Genomic DNA, 24,402 nt, shown 5'->3' on the forward strand with positions numbered 1-24,402 from the left:
GGGGCGCCCGGTTCCGACCGGGCGCCCCCGCCGGGTGTCCGAGCCCGAACGGCCGTGACGAAAGGCATACTGGGGCCATGGCCCAGGCTCTGCCGATCTTTCCCTTGAACACCGTTCTGTTCCCCGGTGTGAACGTCCCCCTGCACGTCTTCGAGCCGCGTTACCGGCGGCTGGTCTCCGAACTGCTCGGCCCCACCCTCACCCGCGGTGAACTCGCCGGGCGCGACCGCTCACCGCGGCGGTTCGGGGTGGTGTGGATCGAGCTGGGGCACGAGGTGGCGGCCACCTCGTCCGCGCAGACCACCGAGAACCCCGTCGGGGCGCCCACCCTGGGCGGCGACGTCCGGCTCCCCCGGGTGAGCGCCACCGGCTGCACCGCGCTGGTCCGCAACGTGCGCACCTACGACGACGGCCGCTACGACCTGGTGGTGGAGGGCGGCACCCGGTTCACGGTCGACGACCTGTCGGAGGTCGACGCCTCCTCCGCCGACGTCTACCCCACCGCGTCGGTGTCGTTCCTGCCCGAGGCGGCCGGCCCCGACGCCGAGGAGCACGCCGAGCGGGTGCGGGCGCTGTTCGAGGTCTACCGGGAGCGGCTGTCCGCGGCCGGGCTGACCCCGGGGACGTTCGTGGACCCGCCCAAGGACCCCGTCCCGCTGTCGTACGCGCTGTCCGAGGCGGTCGTGCTCGACCAGGCCGAGAAACAGCGGCTGCTGGAGGCCGAGGACGCGGCGACCCGGCTGGCCGTGCTGGCCCGGTTCCTGCGCCGGGAGAACCGCATCGTGCACACGCCGACCCTCAACACGCTGCCCGCCGGCCCGTTCCTCAACAACGGGGTCTCCTTCAACTGACGGCGGCGGACGCGGACCGGACCCGCGCCCCCGGTCCGGGCGCCGCGGGCGCCGGGTTCGTTAGCCTGCCCTACAGACCAGGCGCCCGGGGGTCGGGCGCGCTTCGACGAGGGACCGGGGAACCGATGAGCGGAAAGGCCACACCCGCCACCGTGGCGGCCGGACGGACCAAGACCACCTACACACTGCACCCGTACGAGGCGGCCGGCGGGGACGGCCACTCCTACGGCACGGACGCCGCGGACGCGCTCGGGATCCCCCACGAGCAGGTGTTCAAGACGCTGGTGGCCGAGGTGGACGGGGTCCTGACGGTGGGGGTGGTGCCGGTGAGCACCTCACTGGACCTCAAGGCGCTGGCGGCCGCCGTGGGCGGGAAGAAGGCCGTGATGGCCGACCCGGCCAAGGCGGAGAAGGCCACCGGGTACGTGCGCGGCGGGATCAGCCCGCTGGGGCAGCGCAAGCGGCTGTGCACCGTCGTCGACGCGTCGGCGCGCGGGCAGCGGACGGTCTACGTGTCGGCGGGGCGGCGCGGGCTCCAGATGGAGCTGGCGCCCGCCGACCTCATCACGCTCACCGAGGCGGTCGTCGCCCCCATCGGCGCCGCCTGAGCGGCGCAACGGCGGCCGGGAACGGGGCGGTGAACCGATCGGGGCGATCGGGAATGAAACCGCGCATACCTTGTCACAAGGGGACATCGGCTGTTGCCGCCCCTACTACCCGAGGGTAGCTTTGTGACATGGGTAACACTTCATCCCCCTTCTCGTCGGTTCCGGACATGTTCGTCTCCCGTGTGGCCGAGAGCGGCGACGCGACGGCGTTCACCTACCCCGTTCCCAACAGCACCGGTGCTCCCGAGACCTGGGAGACCCTGACCTGGTCGCGGACCCGCGACCGGGTCCGCGACCTCGCCCTGGGCCTGCACTCCCTCGGGGTCACCTCGCAGGCGCGCTGCGCCATCGCCTCCTCCACCAGGATCGAGTGGATCCTGGCCGACCTGGCGATCCTGTGCGCGGGCGGCGCCTCCACCACCGTCTACCCCTCCTCCACCGCCGCCGACTCGGCGTACATCATCTCCGACTCCGGCAGCATGCTGGTCTTCGCCGAGAACGCCGACCAGGTCGCCAAGCTGGTGGACCAGCGGGCGCAGATCCCCGGCGTGTCCAAGGTCGTCGTCTTCGACGGCGAGGGCGGCCACGACGGCTGGGTCATCACCCTGGACGAACTGGCCGCCCTGGGCGCCGCGCTGCACAGGGAGCGGCCCGAGCTGTTCGACGAGCTCGTCAAGGCGGTGGCGCCCGACCACATCGCCACCCTCATCTACACCTCCGGCAGCACCGGCCGCCCCAAGGGCGTGCGGCTGGACCACGCCAACTGGCTGTACGAGGCCAAGGCGCTCCAGGACCTGGACACGGAGCTGCGCGGCCAGGGCTGGGAGCTGCTCGGCCCCGACGACGTGCAGTACCTGTGGCTGCCGCTGTCCCACGTGTTCGGCAAGCTGATGCAGGTCAACCAGTTGCAGGTGGGGTTCTCCACCGCCGTGGACGGGCGGGTCGACAAGATCGTCGACAACCTCTCCGTCGTCCGGCCGACCTTCATGGCCGCCGCCCCCCGCATCTTCGAGAAGGTGTACAACCGGGTCGTCATGCAGGCCAAGGAGGGCGGCGCCGCCAAGTACCGCATCTTCAAGTGGGCCGTGGGCGTGGGCGACCGGGTGGCCCGGCTCAGGGAGGACGGCAGGGAGCCCGCCGGGGCCCTGGCCCTGCAGCACAGGGTGGCCGACCGGCTCGTCTTCTCCAAGCTGCGCGCCCGCTTCGGCGACCGGCTGAAGTTCTTCATCTCCGGCAGCGCCCCGCTGGCCCCCGAGATCGGCCGGTTCTTCTACGGCGCCGGGATCGTCATCCTGGAGGGCTACGGGCTCACCGAGACCAGCGCGGGATCCTTCCTCAACCGGCCCGGCGGCATCAGGTTCGGGACGGTGGGCATGCCGATGCCCGGGACCGAGGTGAAGATCGCCGAGGACGGCGAGATCCTGCTGCGCGGCGGCGGCGTCATGCGCGGCTACCACAACCTGTCGGGCGCCACCGAGGAGGCCATCGACCGGGACGGCTGGTTCGCCACCGGCGACATCGGCGTCCTGGAGGACGGCAGGCTCCGCATCACCGACCGCAAGAAGGAGCTCATCAAGACCTCCAACGGCAAGTACGTGGCGCCGCAGCACCTGGAGAGCCGGTTCAAGGCGCTGTGCCCCTACGTCAGCAACCTGGTGGTGCACGGCGACCGCCGGCCCTACTGCGTGGCGCTGGTCGCGCTGGACCCCGAGGCCGTCACGGCCTGGGCCCGGGAGAACGGCCTGGGCGGCCTCGACTACACCGCCCTCACCCGGGAGCCGAAGGTGCGCGCGATGGTCCAGGAGGCCGTCGACGAGCTCAACCGGGACCTGCCCCGGCACGAGACCGTCAAGAAGTTCTCGATCCTGCCCAACGACCTGACCGTGGAGGGCGGCGAGATCACGCCGAGCCTGAAGATGCGGCGCCGTGCGGTGGAGACCAAGTACCAGGACATCCTGGACGGTATGTACGAGGACGGCATCCGGGCCGTCTGACGGTCAGCGTGCCAGCGGGTCCGGCCCCTCGCCCACCGGGGAGGGGCCGGACCACGGCGCGTCGGGGGAGGCCGCGGCGGCCCGGGCGCGCCGGGGCACGCCCGGCAGGTCCCGGCGGACCATGCTGATCAGGTCGAGCAGGGCGTACTGGAGCACGAAGACGAAGGGCCAGGCGACCAGGAACGCCGTGGCGTCCAGGTGCAGGCCCACGGCGACCTCGTCACCGGCCTGCGCCCGCGCCAGCGCCGTGTGCAGGGGCGTGTCCAGCAGCATGCCGATCCGCCAGGTCAGCAGGGTCCCCGCCGCGGAGCCGAGGAAACCCGCCAGCAGGCACCACAGGCGCAGGTCGCGGGGGCGCCTGCGGGCCAGGGGGAACTGCACCATGTAGACGGCGTAGCCGCTGAGCAGTCCCGCCAGCGCGGTGACCAGGACGAAGGTCCCCTCCCCCGCGAACAGGGCCTCGCTGGTGCCGGTGAAGACCTCCCCCTCCCCCAGGGCCGTGCCCTCGGCCCGGTCCGGGGCCAGGAGCCACCAGACCGGACCGAGCAGCGCGCCGGCGGCGGCCAGCGCGCCGAACACCCATGCGCCCACGATCAGCGGTCGCGGCCCGCGCGGCGCGTCCGCGCCGTTCCGGTCGTCCATCTGCGGTCTTCTCCTCGCCCTCGTGCCCTCACCACGGAAAACCAGTGGCTCGGCGGCATGACCGGAACGGAGAATACCGGCATGAGCGACAAGAACAGCACTCTTCACCTGCCCCTGACCGCCCGTGTCGACCCCCCGATGGCGGCCGACGAGCGCACCATGCTCACCTCCTGGCTGGACTGGCACCGCGCCACCGTCCACGCCAAGTGCGCGGGGCTGGACCCGTCCCTGTCCTCGGCCGCGCCGCTGCCGACCTCGCCGCTGATGACCGTGGGCGGTGTGGTGTCCCATCTGCGATGGGTGGAGGCGTTCTGGTTCGAGAGCGCGATGTTGGACCAGCCGGACCTGGCCCCCTACAGCGCACAGGACCCCGACGCCGAGTGGCGATTGGGGGCCGGGCTCCCCCTCGGGGCGCTGCTGGAGGAGTACGAGGCCCAGTGCGCCCGGTCGCGGGAGATCACCGCCAAACTCGAACTCGGGTCGTCCTCGCGCAAGGTCCTGGGGTCCCGGGGGCGGACCACCCTGCGCTGGGTGCTGGTCCACATGATCGAGGAGACCGCCCGGCACAACGGGCACCTGGACGTCCTGCGCGAGCTCGCCGACGGCACCACCGGGGAGTGAGGACGGCGCGCGCGGGAGCGGAAAAGGACGTGAAGACCGTCGGCCGTGACCGCCATGATGGGGAGATGACGGAACACATCACCCTCCCGGCCGCGCCCGAACGCGTCGACCCGCCGACGGACGCCGACGAGCGCACCATGCTCACCACCTGGCTGGACCGGCACCGCGCCACCGTCCACGCCAAGTGCGCGGGGATCGCCGCCGAACACGCGACGGCCACCCCGCTGCCCACCTCTCCGCTGATGAGCGTGGGCGCGATCGTGTCCCACCTGCGCTGGGTGGAGCACGCCTGGTTCGAGTGGATCCTGCTGGGGCTGCCCGAGCGCGGGTACGCGACCCCCGAAGACCCGGACGGCGAGTGGCGGCGCGGCAACGAGGTGCCGCTGGGGACGCTGCTCGAAGAGTACGAGGCGCAGTGCGAGCGCTCCCGGGAGATCACCGCGGAGCTGGAGCTGGACACCGCGGCCGTGCGCCGCCGCGAGGGCGAGGACGCCACGACGCTGCGCTGGGTGCTGGTGCACATGATCGAGGAGACCGCCCGGCACAACGGGCACCTGGACATCCTGCGCGAACTCGCCGACGGCACCACCGGGGAGTAGGGGCGACGACCGACGGGGCCCGCCGATCCGCGGCGGGCCCCGTCGCCGTGTCCGGGGTCAGTCCTGTCCGGTGTCGTACCCGTCGTCGGACTCGGGCTCGTCCTCGGCGAGGATGCGGTACAGGCCGCGCTTGCTCTCGGCCAGCAGCCGCTTGGCGCGGTCCACCTGCTCGGGGGTGCCGGCCTGGGCGACCTGGAAGGCGGCGGCGCCGAGCTGGGCGGCCAGGGCGCCGATCTCCTCGTAGCGGGAGCGGTCGTCGGCGTAGGCGTCGGCGGCGGCCTCCCACGGCGGGGTCAGGTCGGCGCCGTGCTCCTCGAGGTGGTCGATGCCCTCCTCGGTGAGCCGGTAGGGGCGGCGGCGGCCCTCGCCCTCCTCCTGGACGATGAGCCCCTCGTCCTCCAACTGCTGGAGCATCGGGTAGATGGAGCCGGGGCTGGGGCGCCAGGCCCCGCCGCTGCGCTCACGGCCCTCCCGGATGATCTCGTAGCCGCTGCGCGGCTCCTCGGCCAGCAGCATCAGGATGCCGGTGCGCACGTCGCCCCTCCGGGCGCGGGGGCCGCCCCGCCGGTGCCCCCCGCCGGGGCCGTGCGGCCCGAACCCGCCGAAGGGCCCGCCGGGACCGAACGGTCCCCCCGGCCCGAACGGCCCGGCCCCCCAGCCGCCGGGGCCTCCCGGCGGTACGGGTGGCGCGGGGGGCCCGGGCGGCACCACCGGGCCGAACCCGGCGTGGGGTCCGCCTCCGTGGTGGTGGTCCCGGCGGCGCCCGCCGCCGCGCCGCCCCTCGGCGAAGCGGCGCGACCGGGGGCCGCGCGGGCCGTCCGCGCTGTCGTCGTTCCAGTCCCAGGGACCGGGAAGTGCCATGGCGGTCATGGTGTTCTCCTCAGTGTCGATACAGAGCGACTGTCATGCTCTGTTCTGATAGCTCAAAGATATATCGCTAACTTCGCTTCGGCAAGCCCCGGGCACGAAAAATCCCCGTGCGCCGGTCGGCGGCGCACGGGGATACGGTCGGGCGGCGGCTAGTAGTCGACCGCGTACGCCCCCAGCAGGCTCTTCATCTCACCGTTGAACTCCGGGGAGATCCGCACCGAGTAGCGGTCCACCGCGAAGACCTTGGAACGGACCGGGTTGTCCACCCGGATGCGCACCGGGGTGTCCCCCTTGTGCGTGCTCAGCACCTGGCGCAGCTCGTCGACCAGCTCCGGGGTCAGCCGCTTCTCGTCCACCGTCAGCAGCACCGGCGGTTCGCCCTCGGTGATGTGCGAGATGTCCAGGATGGACAGCTCCGAGGCGAACATCGACCAGGTGCCGTCCCGGTCGTTGAGGCGGCCCTTGACCGTCACCGCGGTGTCCTCGATGAGGGCGTCCACGTACAGCGGGAAGGTCTTGGGGAAGAACAGCACCTCCATGGAGGCGTCCAGGTCCTCCACGGTGGCGATCGCCCACTGGTTGCCCGCCTTGTTCACCCGCTTCTCCACCTTGGAGATCAGCCCGGCGATGCGCAGCTCGTTGCGCTCGCGGCTCATCTCCCCGGCCACGATCTGGGCGATGGAGGTGTCCCGGGAGCGGGCCAGCACCCGCTCGGCCCCGGCCAGCGGGTGGCTGGACACGTACAGGCCCAGCATCTCGCGCTCGAAGGCGAGCTTGGTCTTGCGGTCCCACTCCTCGTCGCCCCACTGGATGTTCAGCCCGATCGGGGTGGAGTCGCCGCCCTCCTCAGCACCGCCGAACAGGTCGAACTGGCCGTGGGCCTCCTGCTTCTTGGAGCTGATCATGCCGTCGACCGCGACCTCGTGGTGGCGGTACAGCTCACGCCGGGGCTGGCCCAGGGAGTCGAAGGCGCCCGCCTTGATCAGGGACTCGATGACGCGCTTGTTGCAGGCGGCCAGCTCGATCTTGGACAGGAAGTCGGTGAAGGACGTGTACTTGCCCTTCTCCGTGCGGCTCTTGATGATCGAGTTGACGACGTTGGCGCCCACGTTGCGGACCGCGCCCATGCCGAAGCGGATGTCCTTGCCCACGGGGGTGAAGCGCAGACCGGACTCGTTGACGTCCGGCGGGAGCACCTTGATGCCCTGGGCGCGGCACTCGGCGAGGTAGACCGCCATCTTGTCCTTGTCGTCGCTGACCGAGGTCAGCAGCGCGGCCATGTACGCGGCGGGGTGGTTGGCCTTGAGGTAGGCGGTCCAGTAGGAGACCAGGGCGTAGCCGGCGGCGTGCGACTTGTTGAACGCGTAGCCCGAGAACGGGAGCATGACGTCCCAGAGCGTCTGGATGGCCTCCTTGGAGAAGCCGCGCTCCATGGCGCCGGGGAAGAACTTGGCCTCCTCCTCCTCCAGGGCCTCCTTCTTCTTCTTGCCCATCGCGCGGCGCATCAGGTCGGCCCCGCCCAGCGTGTACCCGGCCAGCTGCTGGGCGATGGCCATGATCTGCTCCTGATACACGATCAGGTGGAAGGTCTCGGCGAGGATCGGCTCCAGGGCGTCCTTGAGCTCCGGGTGGATCGGGGTGATCTCCTGGCGGCCGTTCGACCGGTCGGCGTAGTCGTTGTGGGCGTTGGCCGCCATCGGACCGGGCCGGTACAGGGCGTTGACGGCGGCGATGTCGCCGAACTTCTTCGGCTGCATCCGCTTGAGGAGGTTGCGCATGGCGCCGCCGTCCAGCTGGAACACGCCCAGGGTGTCGCCGCGCGCGAGCAGCTGGTAGGTCTTCTTGTCGTCCAGGGGGAGCTTGGAGAGGTCGATGTCGATCCCCTCGGCCTCCTTGATGGACTTGACCGCGTCGTCCATGATCGTGAGGTTGCGCAGGCCCAGGAAGTCCATCTTGAGCAGCCCCATCTCCTCGCACTGAGGGTAGGGGAAGCCGGTGATGATGGCCCCGTCGGCGTCGCGCATGTGCAGCGGGATGACGTCGAGCAGGGGCTCCTTGGACAGGATGACGCCCGCCGCGTGCACACCGGTGCCGCGGGTCAGGCCCTCGATACCGCGCGCGGTCTCCATGACCTTGGCGACCTGGGGGTCGTTGTCCACCAGGTTGCGCAGCTCGGTGGTCTCGGGGTACCGCTCGTGCTCGGGGTTGAACACGGCGTCGAGCGGGATCTCCTTGCCGCCCACGGCCGCGGGGAACGCCTTCGTGATCTGGTCCCCGACCGAGTAGGGCATGCCCAGGATGCGGGTGGAGTCCTTCACGGCGGCCTTGGCCTTGATGGTGCCGAAGGTGAGGATCTGGGCGACCCGCTCGGCGCCGTACAGGCGGGTGACGTACTCGATCATCTCGCCGCGCCGGCGCTCGTCGAAGTCGAGGTCGACATCGGGCATGGACACGCGCTCGGGGTTGAGGAACCGCTCGAACAGCAGCCCGTGCTCCAGGGGGTCCAGGTCGGTGATGCCCAGGATGTAGGCGATCATCGAGCCCGCCGCCGAGCCGCGGCCGGGGCCCAGCGCGATGCCCTCCTTGCGGGCGTACTGGCAGATGTCGGCGACCACCAGGAAGTAGGCGGGGAAGCCCATCTCGTTGATGATGCCCAGCTCGAACTCCACCCGCTGGCGGACCTCCGCACCGGCACCGTCCGGGTAGCGGGTCGGCAGCAGCCGCTCGACCTCCTTGGCCAGCCAGGAGGACTGGGTCTCCCCCTCGGGGACGGGGAAGACCGGCATCAGGTCGCGGTGGGCGAAGACCTCGTCGTAGGCGTTGGGGTCGATGCGCTCGGCGATCAGCAGGGTGTTCCTGCACCCCTCCTGCCACTCGTCGAAGGTGAGCAGGCCGCGCATCTCGTCGGCGGTCTTGAGGTAGTAGCCCGAGCCGTTGAACCGGAACCGGGTGGGGTCGTCCAGGTTCTTGCCCACGCCCACCGCCAGCAGCGCGTCGTGGGCGTCGGCCTGGGACTCGTACACGTAGTGGGAGTCGTTGGTGACCAGGGGCGGGATCTTGAGCTCCCGGCCGACCTTGAGGAGGCCGTCGCGGACCTCCTTCTCGATGGGCACGCCGTGGTCCATCAGCTCCAGGAAGACGTTCTCCCTGCCGAAGATGTCCTGGAGCTTGGCGGCGTACTCGATGGCCTCCTTCTCCTGGCCCAGCCGGAGCCGGGTCTGCACACCGCCGGAGGGGCAGCCGGTGGAGACGATGATCCCCTCGCTGTTCTCCGACATCAGGTCCAGGTCCATGCGGGGCTTCATGTAGTAGCCCTCGATGGAGGCCAGCGACGACATCTTGAACAGGTTGCGCAGGCCCGTGGCGTTGCGCGCCAGCATCGTCATGTGCAGGTAGCGGCCGCCGCCGGAGATGTCCTTGCCGCCCTCGGAAGAGGTGTCGTCCGACCCGCTGGCGCGCCCCCAGAACACGCGCTGCTTGTGGAAACGCGACTCGGGGGCGACATAGGCCTCGATGCCGATGATCGGCTTGACCCCCGAGCCCTTGGACTGCTGGTAGAACTCGTACGCCCCGAACATGTTGCCGTGGTCGGTCATCGCGACCGCAGGCATGCCCAGTCTCCCCGCCTCCTTGAAGAGGGGCTTGAGCTTGGCCGCACCGTCGAGCATGGAGTACTCGGTGTGGACATGCAGGTGGACGAAGGAGTCTGCCATGGGTGGAGTGCTCCCCAGTGGGTGGACGGACGGGTGGTGTCTCCTGAGCCTACGACTTTCCCACGACGTTCGGTGCCCGCCCGGCCCGAACCACGGATCAGGCGAAGGCCGCGGGGGAGGTCGCCTCGCTCGGCGGCGGGGGTGTGGGGCCCTGGGACGAGACCACTCCTGCCCCACCGTCCCCCTTCAAGAACGGATGTCGTGCGCGAGGGTCCGCAGCCACGGTTCCCGGAAGGCGGGCTCCGCCGCCAGGACGGCGCGGAACGCGGAGCGGACCTCCGGCGTGCGGGCGCGCTCGAACAGCGCCACCGCCCCCGACAGGGCGGCGCGGGTCCTCTCGTCGTGGCGCGGGCGGGCGACCCCCGGGTCGGCCCAGCGGGTGCGGCGGAACGACGGCTCCGTCTTGGGCTGGAAGTTGCCCAGGTAGCCCCACAGCCACCCGGGCACCGACACGTTGCGCACCGCGCGCGGCGGCAGCTCCCCCACCCACGGCGCGTGCTGCTGCCAGCGCCAGGTGTTGGGGCTGGTCTTGCCGCGCATGACGATGCCCAGGTAGCCGATGCGGCCCCGGATGCGGTTCCAGTCGGCGCCGTCGTCGCCGATCCACGAGCGCAGCTCGCGGTGCAGGTTCTCGAAGGTGCTCCCGTGGGAGACCAGGTCGCAGAACACGACCGCGCGCCCGCCGCCCGCCAGCCGCCCCGGGGTGACGCCCTGGGCGGTGAGGTTGGCGCGCAGCTGGGCCTGTTCGGCCCGGCTCAGGCCCTGGCCGTCGTACCCGTACAGGGACAGCGGCAGCCGGTGCACGCGGTCGCGGTGCCCGGTGTCGGCCAGGACGCCCCGCAGCAGGTCGTACACGCTGTCCGGGGAGCGCCCGACGAAGTACAGGTCGCGGTCGCCGCCGCGGGCCAGCACCTTGGCGGCGCACTCGGTGAGGGCCTCGACATAGGACCGCTCGGGGTCGGCGGGCTCGACGAGGGAGCCGAGGCGGTCGTGTTCCACGTCCCAGCGGAAGGGCAGGTTGGGTTCGGGCATGCCCCCGAGGAAAGCGGGGGCGGCCGGATCCGCGCAAGGGCTTTTCCGGTTGGGAGAATGGGCGGGTGAGACCTCTCCTTCCCGCGTCCACCGCCACCATGGTCCTGGCCTCCGAGGACGTGCCGGCCGCCGCGCCCGCCGTGGCGGTGTCCCCGTCGGTGCCGCCGCCCGTGCCCGCCGGGTCGGTGCGGTTCGCGACCTTCAACACGGCCCTGTCGCGGCAGCGGCCCGGGGCGATGGCGTCGGCGCTGGCCTCCGGGGAGTGGAGGCTGGCGCGGGCGGTCGCCGAGACCGTGCAGCGGGTGCGCCCCGACGTGCTGCTGGTGAACGAGTTCGACCACGACCCGACGGGCCGGTCCCTGGAGCTGTTCGCCCGCGAGTACCTGGAGCGCGGGTGGAACGGTGCCGAGGGTGTGGAGTTCCCCCATGTCTTCGCTGCTCCGGTGAACACCGGGGTCGCGTCCGGTCAGGACCTCGACGGCGACGGGCGGGTGGTGGCCGAGCCCGGGAGCGACGCCTACGCCGGGGACGCGTTCGGGTTCGGCCGGTTCCCCGGCCAGTACGGGATGGCGGTGCTCTCCCGGTACCCCCTGGACGCGGAGCGGGCGCGCACGTTCCGGCTGCTGCCGCGGGCGGCGATGCCCGGGGCGCTGGTCCCGGTGGACCCGGCGAGCGGGGAGCCGTTCCTGTCGCCGCGGGCGTGGGCGGCGGCGCGGCTGTCGTCCAAGAGCCACTGGGACCTGCCGGTGGACACCGGGTGGGGCCGCCCGGTGCACCTGCTGGCCTCGCATCCGACGCCGCCCGCGTTCGACGGCCCCGAGCGCCGCAACGTGCTGCGCAACCACGACGAGATCCGGTTCTGGGCGGACTACCTGACGCCCGGGGCGGACGGCTACATCCGCGACGACGCCGGGGCCGCCGGAGGGCTGGCGCCGGACGCCCCGTTCGTGCTGGCGGGGGACCTCAACGCCGACCCCCGCAACGGCTCCTCCCTGCCCGGGGCGATCGACCGCCTGCTGGCCCACCCCCGGGTGGCGGACCCGCTCCCCCACTCCCAGGGCGGCCGGGGCCGGGCCGGGAGCGCGGCGGGCGCGCCCGGCCACGGGGACGCCTTCACCGAGGACACCCCGCCGGGGCACCTGCGGGTGGACTACGTGCTGCCCTCGCGGGACCTGGCGGTGGGCGACCGGGGCGTGTTCTGGCCGGCGCCGGACGACCCGCTGGCGCGCCTGGCCGGCGCGGGTCCCCCGTTCCCCGCCTCCGACCACCGTCTGGTGTGGGTGGACGTGTCCCGCTGACGCCCCCGCCGGGTCAGCGGTCGCGGGCGGCCTCCTCCTCGGCGGCGGCCAGGCCGGCGGTGATGACGCTGTCCATGATGGCGGCGAGCCGGTCGGCGCCCAGGCGGGGCGCGTGTTCGGCCATGCGCTCGACGAGGCGGCGCTCGCGGTCCATGTCGCGTCCGGCGAAGTACCCGACGGGCTTGAGCCGCTGGACCCGGGCGGCGACGAGGGCGCGCTGCTCCAAGAGCTCGGCGAGGCGCGCGTCCATGGCGTCGATGTGTTCGCGCAGGCGGGCGATCTCGCTGGTGGTGGACGTCTGGTCGTGCACGGTGGCCTCCGGTCGCGGTGGATGCGGCCGTACGGGGTCCCGTGCGGGAGGGTGTCGGCCGCCTGGAAAGCGAAAGAGCACCGGGGCCGCGGGGCCCGAGTGCTCTGTTGCCGACGTTCCCGTCTCCGCCTACGTGTCGTCGGCGGCCGACGGGAGCGTCGGCTCGCTAAACACGTGATAGCGGTGGGTCATGTGCGTGATCTTAGCGTGTCCGCGGAGGGCGCGCACGCGCGCCCCCGGCCGGTCCCCTATTCGGGGACCTCGACGCGGACCATGATGGCCGTGGCCTCGGCGGTGACCTCGCCGTTGACGCGGATACGGCCGTTGACGTAGACCTTGCGCCGCTCCGTGCGCTCGACCTCGGCGGTGATCTCCAGCGGGTTGAACAGCGGGGTGGGCCTGCGGTAGTTCACCTCGAGCCGCGCGGTGAGGCCGGGCGAGGTCGCCAGGGAGGAGGCGGTCCCGACGGCCTGGTCGAGGAGGGCGGCGATCCAGCCGCCGTGGACCAGCCCGGGAGGGCCCTGGTAGACGGTGTCGAGGGTGACCTCGCCGTACACCCCGCCGCCGGCGGCCGGGACCAGGGACAGGGGCGGCGCGGCGGGGTTGGTGTCCCCGGCGACGATGTTGGTGATGGTGCCGTACTCGCTCTCGCCGTCGGGGAGGTCGCGGCGGACCATGGTGCCGATCTGGCGGCGGGGCGCGGCGGCGAGGCGGTCGGTGACCTCCTCGACGGCGGCGGCGGCCTCGGCGAGGACGGCGGGGTCGGTCTCGGTGGTGTTGGCGACGGTGTCGATGAGGGCGTGCACGCGGCCGACGAGGGTGCGCAGTTCGGCGGGGATGTCGGCCTGTTCGACCACGGGGAGGCCGAAGGCGCGGGGGTCGGGGCGTTCGGTGGCCGGCTGCGTGTTGACCGTCATGTGTTCCTCGTCGGGTCGGCGTGTGCACTGGTGGTGGGGGCCACCACCCGAAACCGAATCCTACTCGGTGGTATTCCGGTCGCCCCGCGGCCGGGGGTGCGCCCCCCGTCACACCGAGGGGAGACGGGGGGCACTTCGAGGGACGTCAGCCCAGGTCGCGGACCATGTGCCGGTGCGGGATCCCGGCGTCGAGGAACTCCTCCCCGTGGGCGGTGTAGCCCAGCCGCTCGTAGAAGCCCAGTGCGTGGGTCTGGGCGTGCAGCTCCATGGCGGCGAGCCCGCGTTCGCGGGCCAGGTCCTCCGCGGCCCGCACCAGGGCGGCGCCCAGGCCGGTGCCGCGCCGCTCGGGCAGTACGGCCATGCGCCCGAGCAGGCCCGCTCCCCCGTCCTGCTCCACCACGCGGACGGTGCCCGCGGGCACCCCGTCGACGAGGGCGAGGAGGTGGAGGGCGGCGGGGTCGCGGTCGTCCCACTCCTCGGCGACGGGCACCTTCTGCTCGGCGACGAAGACGGCGCCCCGGATGACGAACACTGCGGCGCGGTCGCGGTCGTCGCGCGCCTGCCTGATCTCGGTCGTGGTCATGAGCGCAGCGTAATACCGGCGCGGCACCGCGGAGGAACCGACGTTAACCTGGGCGTATGGGCATGCCCAGTACGGTCCACCCCGTCGTCGACGACCCCCGCGCCGAACGCGCGCGCTACTGGCGTTTCTCCGGGCTGCCGGACACGGAGATGCTCACCGCCCGGTTCGTCACCACCAACTTCACCCGGCACACCCACCCCACCTACACGTTCGGGGTCATCACCGGCGGCGTCGAGGAGTACGCCCACCCCGGCGGCACCTCGCGTGTGGGCCCGGGCGGCCTGGCGGTGGTCGGCCCGGACGAGGTGCACACCGGGCACGCGGGCGTTCCCGAGGGGTGGACGTACCGGGTGTTCTACCCCCGGCCGGAGGTGGTGGTCGGCATCGCCCGGGAGCTGGGGCTGCGGGGCACCCCGGCGTTCAGCGAGTCGGGGATCGACGCACCCGAGGCGTCCCGGCTGCTGCACGCGGCGCACCTGGCGGCCGAACGCGGCGACCGGCTGGGGGCCTCCTCCCTGGTGCGGCGCGGGATCGCGGCGCTGCTGCGCTCCCACGGCCGCGAGCGCCCGCCCCGGGTCCGGACCCGCGAGGCCCGGCCCGAGACGGCCCTGGCGCGGGAGGTGCTGGCGTCCCGGCTCACCGACCCGCCGACCCTGGAGGAGCTGGCCGCCGCGGTGGGCCTGGGCCCGTTCGCGCTGTCACGGGCGTTCTCGAAGGCCTACGGGCTGCCCCCGCACGCCTACCTCAACCAGCTGCGGGTGGACCGCGCCCGGACGCTGCTGGCGGCCGGGCGGGCCCCGTCGGAGGTGGCGGTGGAGGTGGGGTTCACCGACCAGGCGCATCTGAGCAGGCACTTCCGCCGCCACCTGGGGGTGCCCCCGGGCGCGTACCGGCGGGCGCTGGCCGGGCGCTGAGCCGGGTTCGGCCCGGCGGCCCGGGGTCGGGCACGGTGCCGGGCGGGCGCAAGAACGTACAAGACGGCGGGCGGCCCCGGCTCCTAGCGTGGGGCGGCGTGAAAGCCATCTCCCTTCTCCGTTCTCCCGCGGTGCGCGACAGCCTCGGGGTCGGCGTCGCCGTGGGCGCCGCCGGCCTGGCGTTCGGCACCGCCGCCGCGACCGCCGGGCTGTCCCCGGCCCAGGCCGTGTTCACCAGCATGTTCATGTTCACCGGAGCCTCCCAGTTCGCGCTGATCGGCGTGGTCGCCGGCGGCGGCAACCTGGTCGCCGGGGCGCTGGGCGCCCTGCTGCTGGGCGCCCGCAACACCCTGTACGGCCTGCGGCTGGCCGACGTCCTCGACCTGCGGGGCGGGCTCCGGCGGGCGCTGGCCGCGCACGGGGTCATCGACGAGACGACGGCGGTGGCCCTGGCCCAGCCGGACCGGGCCTCGGCCCGGCTGGCGTTCACCACGACCTATGTGGTGCTGGGGACGTCGTGGGTGGTCACGACGCTGGTGGGCGCTCTGGCCACGGAGCGCGTGAGCGACATCGGCGCGCTGGGCCTGGACGCGGTCGGCCCGGCGATCTTCCTGGCACTGCTGTGGCCGCGGCTGCGCGAGGGCGGCGCCCGCACCTGGCTGATCGCCGGGCTGGGGGCGGGGCTGGCCCTGGCGGCCACACCGCTGCTGCCGCCGGGGGTGCCGGTGCTGCTGGCCGCGTCGGCCGCGTTGATCGCCCTGGTCGGGCCGGAGATGCGGGTGGCCGGCCCCGCTGCGGCCCCCGGGGCCGCGGACGCGAAGGAGTCCGACAACGACGGCGAGGGGGTGCGGTCGTGACGCTGTGGATCGTGCTGGTCGCGACGGCGGCCGGGTGCTACCTGCTGAAGTTCGCCGGGCTGGCGGCGCCGCGGCGCCTGCTGGACAACGCCTGGCTGCGCCGGTTCGCGACGGCGGTGCCGCTGGCGCTGCTGGCCGCGCTGATCGCGGTGGAGGCGCTGCGCGGCGAGGGCCAGGCGCTGGCCTGGGACACCGCCCGGATGGGCGGGGTGGGCGCGGCGGTGGCCGCGCTGGCGCTGCGCGCCCCGTTCCTGGTGGTGGTGCTGGCCGCGGCGGTGGTCACCGCCGGGCTGCGGGCCCTGGGGCTGTGAACGCGGTGCGGGGGCGGCCCTGGAGGTACCGCCCCCGCGCCGGGGTCACTCCCCGGTGATGACGCCGTAGAGCTCGTATCCGCACAGCACCAGGAACAGGCCGCCCGCGATGGCCAGGCCGGTGTTGGAGATCCACCCGTTGCGCCATTCGGCGGGGGTGCGGGAGGAGTTGAGCAGCCACATCAGCGTGAAGGCGAGGAACGGCATGAAGAACGAGCCGAGGACGCCGTAGGCGATGATGAGCTGGACCGGGCGGCCCAGCAGCAGGAGCAGCATGGGCGGGAAGGTCAGCCACAGCATGTAGGCGCGGAAGGGCAGGCTCTTCTCGGTGGCCCCCGGGTCCATGTCGCTCTGGCCGCGCACGTGGTTGACGAAGTCGGCGAAGAGCAGGCTGACGCCGTGCCAGACGCCGATGATCGACGAGTAGGCGGCGCTGAAGAAGCCGACGAGGAACAGCGTGGCGACGAACCCGCCGAAGCGGTCGCGCAGGACCTCGCCCAGGTCGAGCAGGCCCTGGTCGCCCGAGGACAGGGCGATGCCGCTGGCGTAGAGGAGCTCGGCGCCGACGACGAGCATCGCGATGACGAAGACGCCGGTGGTGATGTAGGCGACCCGGTTGTCGATGCGCATCATGCGCATCCAGCCGGAGTCGCGCCAGCCCTTGGCGTTGACCCAGTAGCCGTAGGCGGCCATCGTGATGGTGCCGCCGACGCCGCCGATGAGCCCCAGGGTGTAGAAGAGGGAGCCCTCGGGCAGCAGCGGGACCAGGCCGGTGACGGCCTCGCCGATGTCGGGACCGACGTAGATCGCGAGGCCGACGACGATCACGAACATGACGCCGATGAAGATCATCATGATCTTCTCGAAGATCGCGTACCGGTTGAACCAGACGATGGCCAGGCCGGAGACGCCCGCGAGGATCGCCCAGGCGTTGAAGGGCACCTGCGGGAAGAGGGCCGAGAGCGGAAGCGCCGTGGCGGACATGGCGCTGGCGCCGTAGACGAAGCCCCAGAGGACCACGTAGACGCCGAAATATGCCCAGGTCCAGCGGCCCAGGCTGGTCCAGCCGTCGAAGATGGTGCGCCCGGTGGCGAGGTGCCAGCGGCCGGTCGCCTCGGCCAGGGAGATCTTGACGATGCAGCCCACGATGGTGGCCCACAGGAGGGCGTAACCGAAGAGGTTGCCCGCGATGAGGGTGGCGACCAGGTCTCCGGCGCCCACGCCGGTGGCCGCGACGACGATTCCCGGACCGATCTGCTTCCACGTCGCCTTGCGTTGTTCGGTGGCGGCCACCTGTGTCCTTCCGTCGCGTCCCGTGGCGGACCGGTTCCACCGCGGACTCGCAGCACTTTAGAAGCGGACACACCACTTGCAAAGGTGACAATGCCCTCCGTGACCCTTCCGTGCCCGAATCTCTATGACACGGATCACAGGGGGCGGTTCGGGGGTGGTCGTCCACAGGCGCCCGGGGTGCTCCTTGACCCGGCTTCACGGTGCCTGGAAAGGTCGTTGACGGGCGTCCGGCGGATCCCGGACGCGCCGAGCGGACCTTGCGACGATGGAAGGGACCCACCCCATGGCCACAGCCGACCACCGACCCACGCCCCCCGACCGCACCGCCGCGCAGGCGGTGGTCGACGTCCTGGCCGCCGCGGGCGTCCGCCGCTGCTACACCGTCCCGGGCGAGAGCTTCCTGGAGCTCGCCGACGCGATCGACCGCCACCCCGGGATGCGCCTGGTGTCCACCCGGCACGAGGGCGGTGCCGGGTTCATGGCCGAGGCCGACGCCAAGCTCACCGGGGTCCCGGCGGTGGCGGCGGCCACCCGCGGCCCGGGGGCGGCCAACCTGGCGGTCGCGGTGCACACCGCGCACCAGGACTCCACCCCGATGGTCGTGTTCCTGGGCCAGGCCGAGACGGAGCGGCTGGGGCGGGAGGCGTTCCAGGAGGTGGACCTCACCGCGTTCTACGCGCCCATCACCAAGTGGTCCACCACCGTGCACCGGGCCGACCGGCTGGCCGAGGTGACCGCCGAGGCGCTGCGGGTGGCCCGCTCGGGCCGCCCGGGGCCGGTGTCCATCGCGGTGCCGGGCGACCTGTTCGGACAGGTGGTGGGACCGGCGTCGGTCCCGCGGCCGCCGGAGCCGCCGCGGCCCCCGCTGGGCGGGGCCGAGCGCGACCGGCTGGCGGCGTGGCTGACCCGGGCGGTGCGGCCGGTGGTCGTGGCGGGCGGGGGCGCCCGGGGCGCCCGCGCCGACCTGGTGCGCGTGGCCGAGCGGTTCGGCGCCGGCGTGTACTCCGCCTGGCGCAGGCAGGACGTGTTCCCCAACGACCACGCGCTCTACCTGGGCCACCTGGGGCTGGGCGCCCCGCCCGCGACGCTGGCCGCGCTGTCGGAGGCCGACGCGGTGCTGGTGGTGGGGTGCCGACTGAGCGAGACCACAACCCAGGGGTACCGGCTGCCGGACACGGCCCGGGCCAAGGTGGCGCGGATCGACATCGACCCGGGGCGGCCGGGGTCGCACCTGGACCTGTGGGCGTCGGTGGTGGCCGACGCGGGCGAGGCCCTGCGCGAGCTGGCCGAAGCCCCGTTCCAGGCCCCCTACCGGGACTGGAGCGCGGCCCGGCGGGCCTGGGTGGACTCGTCGGCCGTGCCGGTGGAGACGCAGGCGCACGAGGGGCCGGGGCTGCACCCCTGGCAGGTGATCGCGGGGATGCGCGAGGCGCTGCCCGAGGACGCGGTGGTCACCAACGACGCCGGGAACTTCGCGTCGTTCCTGCACCGGGGCTGGTGGTTCCGGCACCCGCGCACCCAGCTGGCGCCCACCAGCGGGGCGATGGGGTACGCGGTCCCGGCCGCGGTCGCCGCCAAGCTGGCCGAGCCGGAGCGCACGGTGGTGGCGGTGGCGGGCGACGGCGGCGCGCTGATGACCGGGCAGGAGCTGGAGACGGCGGTGCGCGAGGGCGCCCCGGTGACGGTGGTGGTGTTCCAGAACGGGCTGTACGGCACGATCGCCATGCACCAGGCCCGCGAGCTGGGCCGGCTGGCGGGGACGCGGATCGGCGGGCCGCTGGACCTGGCGGGGTACGCCCGTTCGCTGGGCGCGCGCGGGGAGAGCGTGCACACCCGGGAGGAGCTGGTCAAGGTGCTGGGCGAGGCGGTGGCGGCGGACCTGCCGACCCTGGTGGACGTGCGCACGGACCCCGAGGTGATCAGCCCCTCGGCGACCCTGACGGAACTCCTCCAGGCCCCACGCTGACCGTCCCGTCCGGGGCCCGGCCCCTGAGGCCGGCCCCCGGTCGGGGCGTCGAGCGGCGCCCCGTCTCCGCCCAGGGGCACCCGGGGCAGGTGTCCCGGGCAGGGACGCCGATGCGGCCGCCCGTCCGCACGCCCGCGCGAGGCACGGCTCTCCCGGCTACCCGCGGCGGGCGTCCCGGGCGGGGAAGACGACCGGGCCCGGCGTCCGTCGCGCTCGCGGCGGCTCCGCCCGGGCCCCGTCCCGGGCGTCAGGCCGGGACGGGGCGGGTGTCGTAGGCGGCGGCCGACTCGCGCAGGGCGCGGACGGTGGCGCGGATGGCGGGGCGGCGGGAGGCGTCGGTGCGCCAGAACACGTACACCTGGCGGACCAGGGCGGGCTGCACCGGCACCACCCGCACCCCGTCGGGGAGCGGGCCGCGGCCCAGCCGGGGCATGACGGCGGCGCCGATCCCGGCGGCGATGAGGGCCAGCTTGGTCTGGTGCTCCTCGACGTTGTGGATGACGTTGGGCTCGCCGCCGCGCGAGCGGATCATGTCGTAGAGCCAGTCGTTGCAGATGGACCCGCGCGACCAGCTGATCCAGGGCAGGTCGAGGATCTCGTCGATGGCGAGGATCTCCCGGTGGGCGAGGGGGTGGTCGGCGGGCAGGGCGATGTCGCCGACGTCCTCCATCAGGGGCGCGCGGCTCATGCCCTCGGGCAGGGCGAGCGGGGAGCCCATCCAGTCGATGACCATGCACAGGTCCACCTCGCCGCGGGCCATCGACTGCAGGCTCTCGTGGGGCTCCTCCTCGAAGAGCTCGACCCGCAGCCGGGGGTGGGCCTCGCGCAGGGTGTTGAGGGCCTGGGGCAGGATGCCGCGCACCGCGGTGGGGGTGCCGGACAGGCGCAGGTGCCCGGTGACGTGGTCGCGGTGGGCCTCCAGGTCGGCCTCGGCCCGCTGCACCAGGGAGAGGATCCGGGAGGCGTGCTCGACGAGGAGTTCGGCGGCGTCGGTGAGGCGCACCCCGCGCCCGTTGCGCTCGACCAGGGGCTGGCCGACCTCGCGTTCGAGCTTGGAGAGCTGCTGGGAGACGGCGGAGTTGGTGACGTGCAGGGCCTCGGCGGCGGCGCTGAGGGAGCCGTGCGCCGCGATGGCGTGGAGGACACGGAGGCGGTCGACACTGAGCATGTAAGGAACACTAACTCACTCGTTTAGAAATACGAAGTAGACCTAACACATCGGTGCGCGGTACAAACGTCCCATGCCCGTGCTCTCTCCCTCCCCGGCCGCGTCCGCCGGGGTCCGCCGCCTCACCGCCGACTGGCGGGTCAAGTTCGCGCTCCTGGCCCTGATCTGGGGCATGAGCTTCGTCTTCATCAGGGTCGCCGCCCAGTCCCTGGAGCCGATGCAGCTGTCCCTGGGCCGGATCGCCGCCGGCGCCCTGCCGCTGCTGGCGGTGGTGCTGCTGCGCGGCGGCCGACTGCCGACCTCGCCGCGGCTGCTGGCCCACATGTTCGTGGCCGCGCTGCTGCTCAACACGATCCCGTTCACGCTGTTCGGGTACGCCGGCCAGCTCATCCCCTCGGCGGTGATGGGCATCGTCAACGCCGCGACGCCGCTGTTCGGCGTGGTGTTCTCGATGCTGCTGCTGGCCGACGAGCGCCGCCCCGACCGCGACCGGGTGCTCGGGCTGGGGATCGGCTTCCTGGGCGTGCTCGTGGTGTTCGGCGTGTGGAACTCCCTGGGCGAGGTGAGCGTGAGCGACCGGGACGCCATGGTCGGCATGGGGTTCGTGGTCGCGGCGACCGCCTGCTACGGCATCGGCACCCCGTACCTGCGCCGGTTCGTGGCGGGCAGCTCCCACGGCGCCCTGGAGCTGTCGGCGCTGCAGCTGCTGCTGGCCGCCGTGCCGCTGGCGGTGCTGGTGCCGGTGGCCACCGACGCCCCGACCGACGTGACCTGGCAGGTGGTGGCCTCGGTCCTGGTCCTGGGGGTGATGGGCACGGGGGTGGCCTACGTGCTCCAGTACGCCGTGCTGCGGGAGGCGGGGGCGACCGTCGCGACCACCGTCACCTACGTGGCGCCGGTGGTGTCGATCGCCGCGGGGATCGTCCTCATGGGCGAGACCCTGTCGTGGAACCAGCCGCTGGGGGCGCTGGTGATCATCGTCGGCGCGGCCCTGTGCCAGGGGCTGGTGCGCACCCGGCCCGTCGCCCCGCCGACCCGGGGCTGACCGGGACGACGGGAGAGGGGCCGCCGGACGGGTGTCCGGCGGCCCCTCGTGCGTCCGCGTGCCGTGTCCGGCCCCGCCCGGCCCGGTGCCCGCACCGGCCGGGGAACCGGGGCGGCTCAGTCCTCGCGCAGCATCTCCACGGCCCGCTCCAGGTCCTCCGGGTAGGGGCTGGAGAACTCCACCGGCCGGTGCTCGGTGGGGTGGTCGAACCCGAGCCGCACCGCGTGCAGCCACTGGCGGCGCACCCCCAGGCGCTCGGCGAGCGTGGGGTCGGCCCCGTAGAGCATGTCGCCCACGCACGGGTGGCGCAGCGCCGACATGTGCACCCGGATCTGGTGGGTGCGCCCGGTCTCCAGCTTGATCTCCAGCAGGCTGGCGGCCCGGAACGCCTCCTGGGTGTCGTAGTGGGTCACCGAGGGGCGCCCGCCCGCGACCACGGCCCAGCGGCCGTCGCCCGCCGGGTGGCGGTCGATGGGCGCGTCGACGGTGCCGCGCAGCGGGTCGGGGTGGCCCTGGACGAGGGTGTGGTAGCGCTTGTCCACCGTGCGCTCCTTGAAGGCGCGCTTGAGGACGCTGTAGGCGGTCTCGCTCTTGGCGACCACCATGAGCCCGGTGGTGTTGGCGTCCAGGCGGTGCACGATGCCCTGGCGCTCGGCGGCGCCGCTGGTGGCCACCTGGATCCCGGCGGCCAGCAGGCCCTCCAGGACGCTGGGGCCGGTCCAGCCGACGGTGGGGTGGGCGACGACCCCGACGGGCTTGTCGACCACGATGATGTCGGCGTCCTCGTGCACGATCCGCATGCCCGGGACGGGCTCGGGGCGCGGCACGGGGGCGGTGGGCGGCGGCGGCAGGGTGATCTCCAGCCAGGCGCCGGCGCGGACGCGGTCGGACTTGCCCGCCTCGGAGCCGTCGACCAGGACGCTGCCGTCCACGATGAGCTCGGCCGCACGGGTGCGGGACAGCCCGAACATGCGGGCGATCGCCGAGTCGAGCCGGTCGCCCTCCAGCCCGTCGGGCACGGGCAGGCTGCGGGTGTCGCTCACTGGCCCTTCCCTTCGGTGGTGGTGTCGTCGCCGGGGGCGGTGTCGTCCCCGGTCCGGCCCTCGGCGGAGCCCCCGGCCGCGGTCGCGGTGTCCCGCGCCCCGCCGCCGGCCCTGTCGCCGTCCTTGTCGTCGGAGACGATGCTGCCGTCCAGCTCCACGCCCTTGAAGGTCAGCAGGACGACCAGGCAGGCGCCGACCACCACGCAGGAGTCGGCGATGTTGAACACCGGGAAGTCCATCACCTTGATGAAGTCCACGACGGCGCCGTGGAACGGCTCGGGTTCGCGGAAGATCCGGTCCACGAGGTTCCCGGCGGCCCCGCCCATCATCAGGCCCAGGGTCACGGCCCACCAGACGCTGCGCACCCGCAGCCCGATGTAGGCGATGACGAGGACGACGACGCTGGCGATGGTGGTGAACACCCAGGTGTGGTCGGTGCCCATGGAGAACGCGGCGCCGGTGTTGTACACCAGCGTGAACTGCACGATCTCGCCGATGACGTCGAGCCGCTCGCCCTCCTGGAAGGCGGCCAGGACCCATTCCTTCGTGAGGAGGTCCACGCCGATGGCGGCGAGCGCGACGAGCACCAGCAGCAGGTAGCGCCGCCGGCGGCCCCCCGGTGTGCGGGCGGTGGTCATGTTGCTGTCCCCGGAGGGCTCTACCTCAGTCAGCGACGCTCCTCGCGCTGTTTGCAGGAGACGCACAGGGTGGCCCGCGGGAACGCCTGGAGGCGCTCCTTGCCGATGGGCCGTCCGCATGAGTCGCAGACCCCGTAGGTTCCCGCGTCCATCCGTTCGATCGCCCGCTCGCTCGCGGCGAGCAGGTCACGAGTATTGTAGGCCAACGCCAACTCGTGTTCGCGTTGGAAGGCCTTGGCCCCGGTATCGGCGGGGTCGTCCCCGGCCCCGTCCACGGGGTCCTCCAGCCGCTCGGCGACCTGCTCCTCGACCTGGCGGATCTCCCTGCGCGCGGCGGCGATGTCGTCTTCCAGGCGTTCGCGGACCCCCGCGAGCTCCTGCCGGGTCCACGGCTCCTCGCCGGGCAGTACCGGCAGATCCGCCGCCTCGGTGGCCTTCATCGCACTTACCTCCCGACCGTGCGCCCCCGCCCGTACCCCGCCGACCTGCGGGATCACCCCCGTGGACGGAGCCGCGAGTGGTGCCGGGAAGCCTAGGCGAGCCCCGCCCCCTTGGCAACGACCCGGGCGCCGGCGTCGCACGTCCTCACAGGTCGCGCCGGTACAGCACCGCGGGCACCACCAGCGCCCCGCCCAGCAGCGGGGTGGGGGTGACCGCGCCGGTGTCACGCCACCCGGCGGCGGCGTAGAAGCGGCGGGCGCGGGCGTTGCCCTCCAGCACCCACAGGACGCCGTGGCCGGTGCCGCCGGCGGTCATGGCGGCCAGGGTCTCCTCCCACAGGCGGCGGTTGACGCCGGTGCCCCACACCTCGGGCAGCGAGTAGAAGGTCTCCAGGTCGGTGACGGTGCGGTCGGCGTCGTCGGGGTCGGCGGCCGGGGCGAACCCGGCGTAGGCGACGATGCCGCCCGGCCCCTCGGCCGGTTCGGCCACCAGGCATCCCGCGCCCGGGCGGACCAGGTGGCCGCGCAGCCGCCCCGCCCAGATCCCGGCCAGGCGGTCGGTGTCCAGGCTCTCCAAGTGCTCCCGGGCGATGAGGCCGCGGTAGGCGGCGTGCCAGGAGGCGACGTTGACGGCCGCGATGGCCGGGGCGTCGGCGGGGACCGCCCGGCGGACGCGCACGGGGCCCATG

The 24,402-nt window shown here is 73.2% G+C and carries 24 protein-coding genes; 11 read left to right on the plus strand and 13 right to left on the minus strand.

The window, feature by feature from the left end:
• Positions 1 to 77: 77 nt before the first annotated feature.
• From ACFVNO_RS29585 to ACFVNO_RS29595, 3 genes are all read left to right on the plus strand, one after another.
• On the plus strand, positions 78 to 851 hold the full coding sequence (locus ACFVNO_RS29585; RefSeq protein WP_355260239.1) for an LON peptidase substrate-binding domain-containing protein: 774 nt from the start codon (positions 78 to 80) through the stop codon (positions 849 to 851).
• 152 nt (positions 852 to 1,003) lie between these two features.
• Positions 1,004 to 1,459, plus strand: a complete 456-nt coding sequence (ybaK, locus tag ACFVNO_RS29590; RefSeq protein ID WP_378897564.1) for a Cys-tRNA(Pro) deacylase — start codon at positions 1,004 to 1,006, stop codon at positions 1,457 to 1,459.
• A gap of 128 nt (positions 1,460 to 1,587) precedes the next feature.
• On the plus strand, positions 1,588 to 3,453 hold the full coding sequence (locus ACFVNO_RS29595) for an AMP-dependent synthetase/ligase (RefSeq protein ID WP_378897495.1): 1,866 nt from the start codon (positions 1,588 to 1,590) through the stop codon (positions 3,451 to 3,453).
• A gap of 3 nt (positions 3,454 to 3,456) precedes the next feature.
• Here ACFVNO_RS29595 and ACFVNO_RS29600 read toward each other — a convergent pair whose 3' ends face one another.
• Entirely contained in the window at positions 3,457 to 4,095 is a 639-nt protein-coding gene (locus ACFVNO_RS29600; RefSeq protein WP_378897498.1) for a hypothetical protein, read from the minus strand.
• An 81-nt stretch (positions 4,096 to 4,176) separates the two neighbouring features.
• Here ACFVNO_RS29600 and ACFVNO_RS29605 point away from each other — a divergent pair, with 81 nt between their 5' ends.
• Both ACFVNO_RS29605 and ACFVNO_RS29610 read left to right on the plus strand, forming a co-directional pair.
• Positions 4,177 to 4,716 (plus strand): DinB family protein, encoded by a 540-nt coding sequence (locus tag ACFVNO_RS29605; RefSeq protein WP_355260229.1) that lies wholly within the window; start codon positions 4,177 to 4,179, stop codon positions 4,714 to 4,716.
• Between the two features lie 65 nt (positions 4,717 to 4,781).
• Positions 4,782 to 5,315 (plus strand): DinB family protein, encoded by a 534-nt coding sequence (locus tag ACFVNO_RS29610; RefSeq protein ID WP_355260226.1) that lies wholly within the window; start codon positions 4,782 to 4,784, stop codon positions 5,313 to 5,315.
• A 57-nt stretch (positions 5,316 to 5,372) separates the two neighbouring features.
• On the opposite strand, the gene ACFVNO_RS29615 is transcribed toward ACFVNO_RS29610, so the two are convergent.
• The 3 genes from ACFVNO_RS29615 to ACFVNO_RS29625 form a co-directional block, all read right to left on the minus strand.
• Positions 5,373 to 6,185, minus strand: a complete 813-nt coding sequence (locus tag ACFVNO_RS29615; protein WP_355260223.1) for a PadR family transcriptional regulator — start codon at positions 6,183 to 6,185, stop codon at positions 5,373 to 5,375.
• Between the two features lie 149 nt (positions 6,186 to 6,334).
• The gene (gene dnaE / locus ACFVNO_RS29620) at positions 6,335 to 9,898 is read right to left on the minus strand and encodes a DNA polymerase III subunit alpha (protein WP_355260220.1); all 3,564 of its coding nucleotides are present in this window, start codon (positions 9,896 to 9,898) and stop codon (positions 6,335 to 6,337) included.
• A gap of 186 nt (positions 9,899 to 10,084) precedes the next feature.
• Positions 10,085 to 10,930 carry a hypothetical protein gene (locus tag ACFVNO_RS29625; protein ID WP_378897503.1) on the minus strand — a complete coding sequence of 282 codons (846 nt, stop codon included), beginning with the start codon at positions 10,928 to 10,930 and terminating at the stop codon, positions 10,085 to 10,087.
• Positions 10,931 to 11,028: 98 nt separating this feature from the next.
• On the opposite strand from ACFVNO_RS29625, the gene ACFVNO_RS29630 reads away from it, so the two are divergent.
• Positions 11,029 to 12,228, plus strand: coding sequence for an endonuclease/exonuclease/phosphatase family protein (locus ACFVNO_RS29630; RefSeq protein ID WP_378897567.1), 1,200 nt, complete (start codon positions 11,029 to 11,031; stop codon positions 12,226 to 12,228).
• Positions 12,229 to 12,241: 13 nt separating this feature from the next.
• Here ACFVNO_RS29630 and ACFVNO_RS29635 read toward each other — a convergent pair whose 3' ends face one another.
• The 3 genes from ACFVNO_RS29635 to ACFVNO_RS29645 all read right to left on the minus strand — a co-directional run bounded on the left by ACFVNO_RS29635 (position 12,242) and on the right by ACFVNO_RS29645 (position 14,038).
• Entirely contained in the window at positions 12,242 to 12,538 is a 297-nt protein-coding gene (locus ACFVNO_RS29635; protein ID WP_277615487.1) for a chorismate mutase, read from the minus strand.
• Between the two features lie 248 nt (positions 12,539 to 12,786).
• Positions 12,787 to 13,455 carry a PaaI family thioesterase gene (locus tag ACFVNO_RS29640; protein WP_355260214.1) on the minus strand — a complete coding sequence of 223 codons (669 nt, stop codon included), beginning with the start codon at positions 13,453 to 13,455 and terminating at the stop codon, positions 12,787 to 12,789.
• A 145-nt stretch (positions 13,456 to 13,600) separates the two neighbouring features.
• Positions 13,601 to 14,038, minus strand: coding sequence for a GNAT family N-acetyltransferase (locus tag ACFVNO_RS29645; RefSeq protein WP_220562482.1), 438 nt, complete (start codon positions 14,036 to 14,038; stop codon positions 13,601 to 13,603).
• A gap of 56 nt (positions 14,039 to 14,094) precedes the next feature.
• Here ACFVNO_RS29645 and ACFVNO_RS29650 point away from each other — a divergent pair, with 56 nt between their 5' ends.
• The 3 genes from ACFVNO_RS29650 (at position 14,095) to ACFVNO_RS29660 (ending at position 16,120) form a co-directional block, all read left to right on the plus strand.
• Positions 14,095 to 14,952 carry an AraC family transcriptional regulator gene (locus ACFVNO_RS29650; RefSeq protein ID WP_355260210.1) on the plus strand — a complete coding sequence of 286 codons (858 nt, stop codon included), beginning with the start codon at positions 14,095 to 14,097 and terminating at the stop codon, positions 14,950 to 14,952.
• Positions 14,953 to 15,050: 98 nt separating this feature from the next.
• Positions 15,051 to 15,809 (plus strand): AzlC family ABC transporter permease, encoded by a 759-nt coding sequence (locus ACFVNO_RS29655; protein WP_255646753.1) that lies wholly within the window; start codon positions 15,051 to 15,053, stop codon positions 15,807 to 15,809.
• Positions 15,806 to 16,120, plus strand: coding sequence for an AzlD domain-containing protein (locus ACFVNO_RS29660; protein WP_355260204.1), 315 nt, complete (start codon positions 15,806 to 15,808; stop codon positions 16,118 to 16,120). The genes ACFVNO_RS29655 and ACFVNO_RS29660 overlap by 4 nt, the downstream gene beginning before the upstream one ends.
• Positions 16,121 to 16,165: 45 nt before the next feature.
• Here ACFVNO_RS29660 and ACFVNO_RS29665 read toward each other — a convergent pair whose 3' ends face one another.
• Positions 16,166 to 17,413 (minus strand): Nramp family divalent metal transporter, encoded by a 1,248-nt coding sequence (locus tag ACFVNO_RS29665; protein ID WP_355260201.1) that lies wholly within the window; start codon positions 17,411 to 17,413, stop codon positions 16,166 to 16,168.
• Between the two features lie 283 nt (positions 17,414 to 17,696).
• On the opposite strand from ACFVNO_RS29665, the gene ACFVNO_RS29670 reads away from it, so the two are divergent.
• On the plus strand, positions 17,697 to 19,379 hold the full coding sequence (locus ACFVNO_RS29670; RefSeq protein ID WP_378897512.1) for a thiamine pyrophosphate-dependent enzyme: 1,683 nt from the start codon (positions 17,697 to 17,699) through the stop codon (positions 19,377 to 19,379).
• Between the two features lie 247 nt (positions 19,380 to 19,626).
• Here the strand turns inward: ACFVNO_RS29670 and ACFVNO_RS29675 are convergent, their stop codons facing one another.
• On the minus strand, positions 19,627 to 20,547 hold the full coding sequence (locus ACFVNO_RS29675) for a LysR family transcriptional regulator (protein WP_220562487.1): 921 nt from the start codon (positions 20,545 to 20,547) through the stop codon (positions 19,627 to 19,629).
• Between the two features lie 73 nt (positions 20,548 to 20,620).
• Between ACFVNO_RS29675 and ACFVNO_RS29680 the strand changes: the two genes are divergently transcribed.
• Positions 20,621 to 21,592, plus strand: a complete 972-nt coding sequence (locus ACFVNO_RS29680) for a DMT family transporter (protein ID WP_378897515.1) — start codon at positions 20,621 to 20,623, stop codon at positions 21,590 to 21,592.
• Between the two features lie 116 nt (positions 21,593 to 21,708).
• On the opposite strand, the gene ACFVNO_RS29685 is transcribed toward ACFVNO_RS29680, so the two are convergent.
• The 4 genes from ACFVNO_RS29685 to ACFVNO_RS29700 form a co-directional block, all read right to left on the minus strand.
• Positions 21,709 to 22,635, minus strand: coding sequence for an RluA family pseudouridine synthase (locus tag ACFVNO_RS29685; protein WP_220562489.1), 927 nt, complete (start codon positions 22,633 to 22,635; stop codon positions 21,709 to 21,711).
• Complete coding sequence (lspA, locus tag ACFVNO_RS29690; protein WP_355260189.1) at positions 22,632 to 23,273, minus strand: signal peptidase II; 642 nt, start codon at positions 23,271 to 23,273, stop codon at positions 22,632 to 22,634. The genes ACFVNO_RS29685 and lspA overlap by 4 nt, the downstream gene beginning before the upstream one ends.
• A 29-nt stretch (positions 23,274 to 23,302) precedes the next feature.
• Positions 23,303 to 23,713, minus strand: a complete 411-nt coding sequence (locus ACFVNO_RS29695; RefSeq protein WP_220562491.1) for a TraR/DksA C4-type zinc finger protein — start codon at positions 23,711 to 23,713, stop codon at positions 23,303 to 23,305.
• Between the two features lie 145 nt (positions 23,714 to 23,858).
• On the minus strand, positions 23,859 to 24,401 hold the full coding sequence (locus ACFVNO_RS29700) for a GNAT family N-acetyltransferase (RefSeq protein ID WP_355260185.1): 543 nt from the start codon (positions 24,399 to 24,401) through the stop codon (positions 23,859 to 23,861).
• Position 24,402: the final 1 nt, after the last annotated feature.

The organism is Nocardiopsis sp. NPDC057823, from assembly GCF_042797335.1.
Lineage (GTDB): Bacteria > Actinomycetota > Actinomycetes > Streptosporangiales > Streptosporangiaceae > Nocardiopsis > Nocardiopsis changdeensis.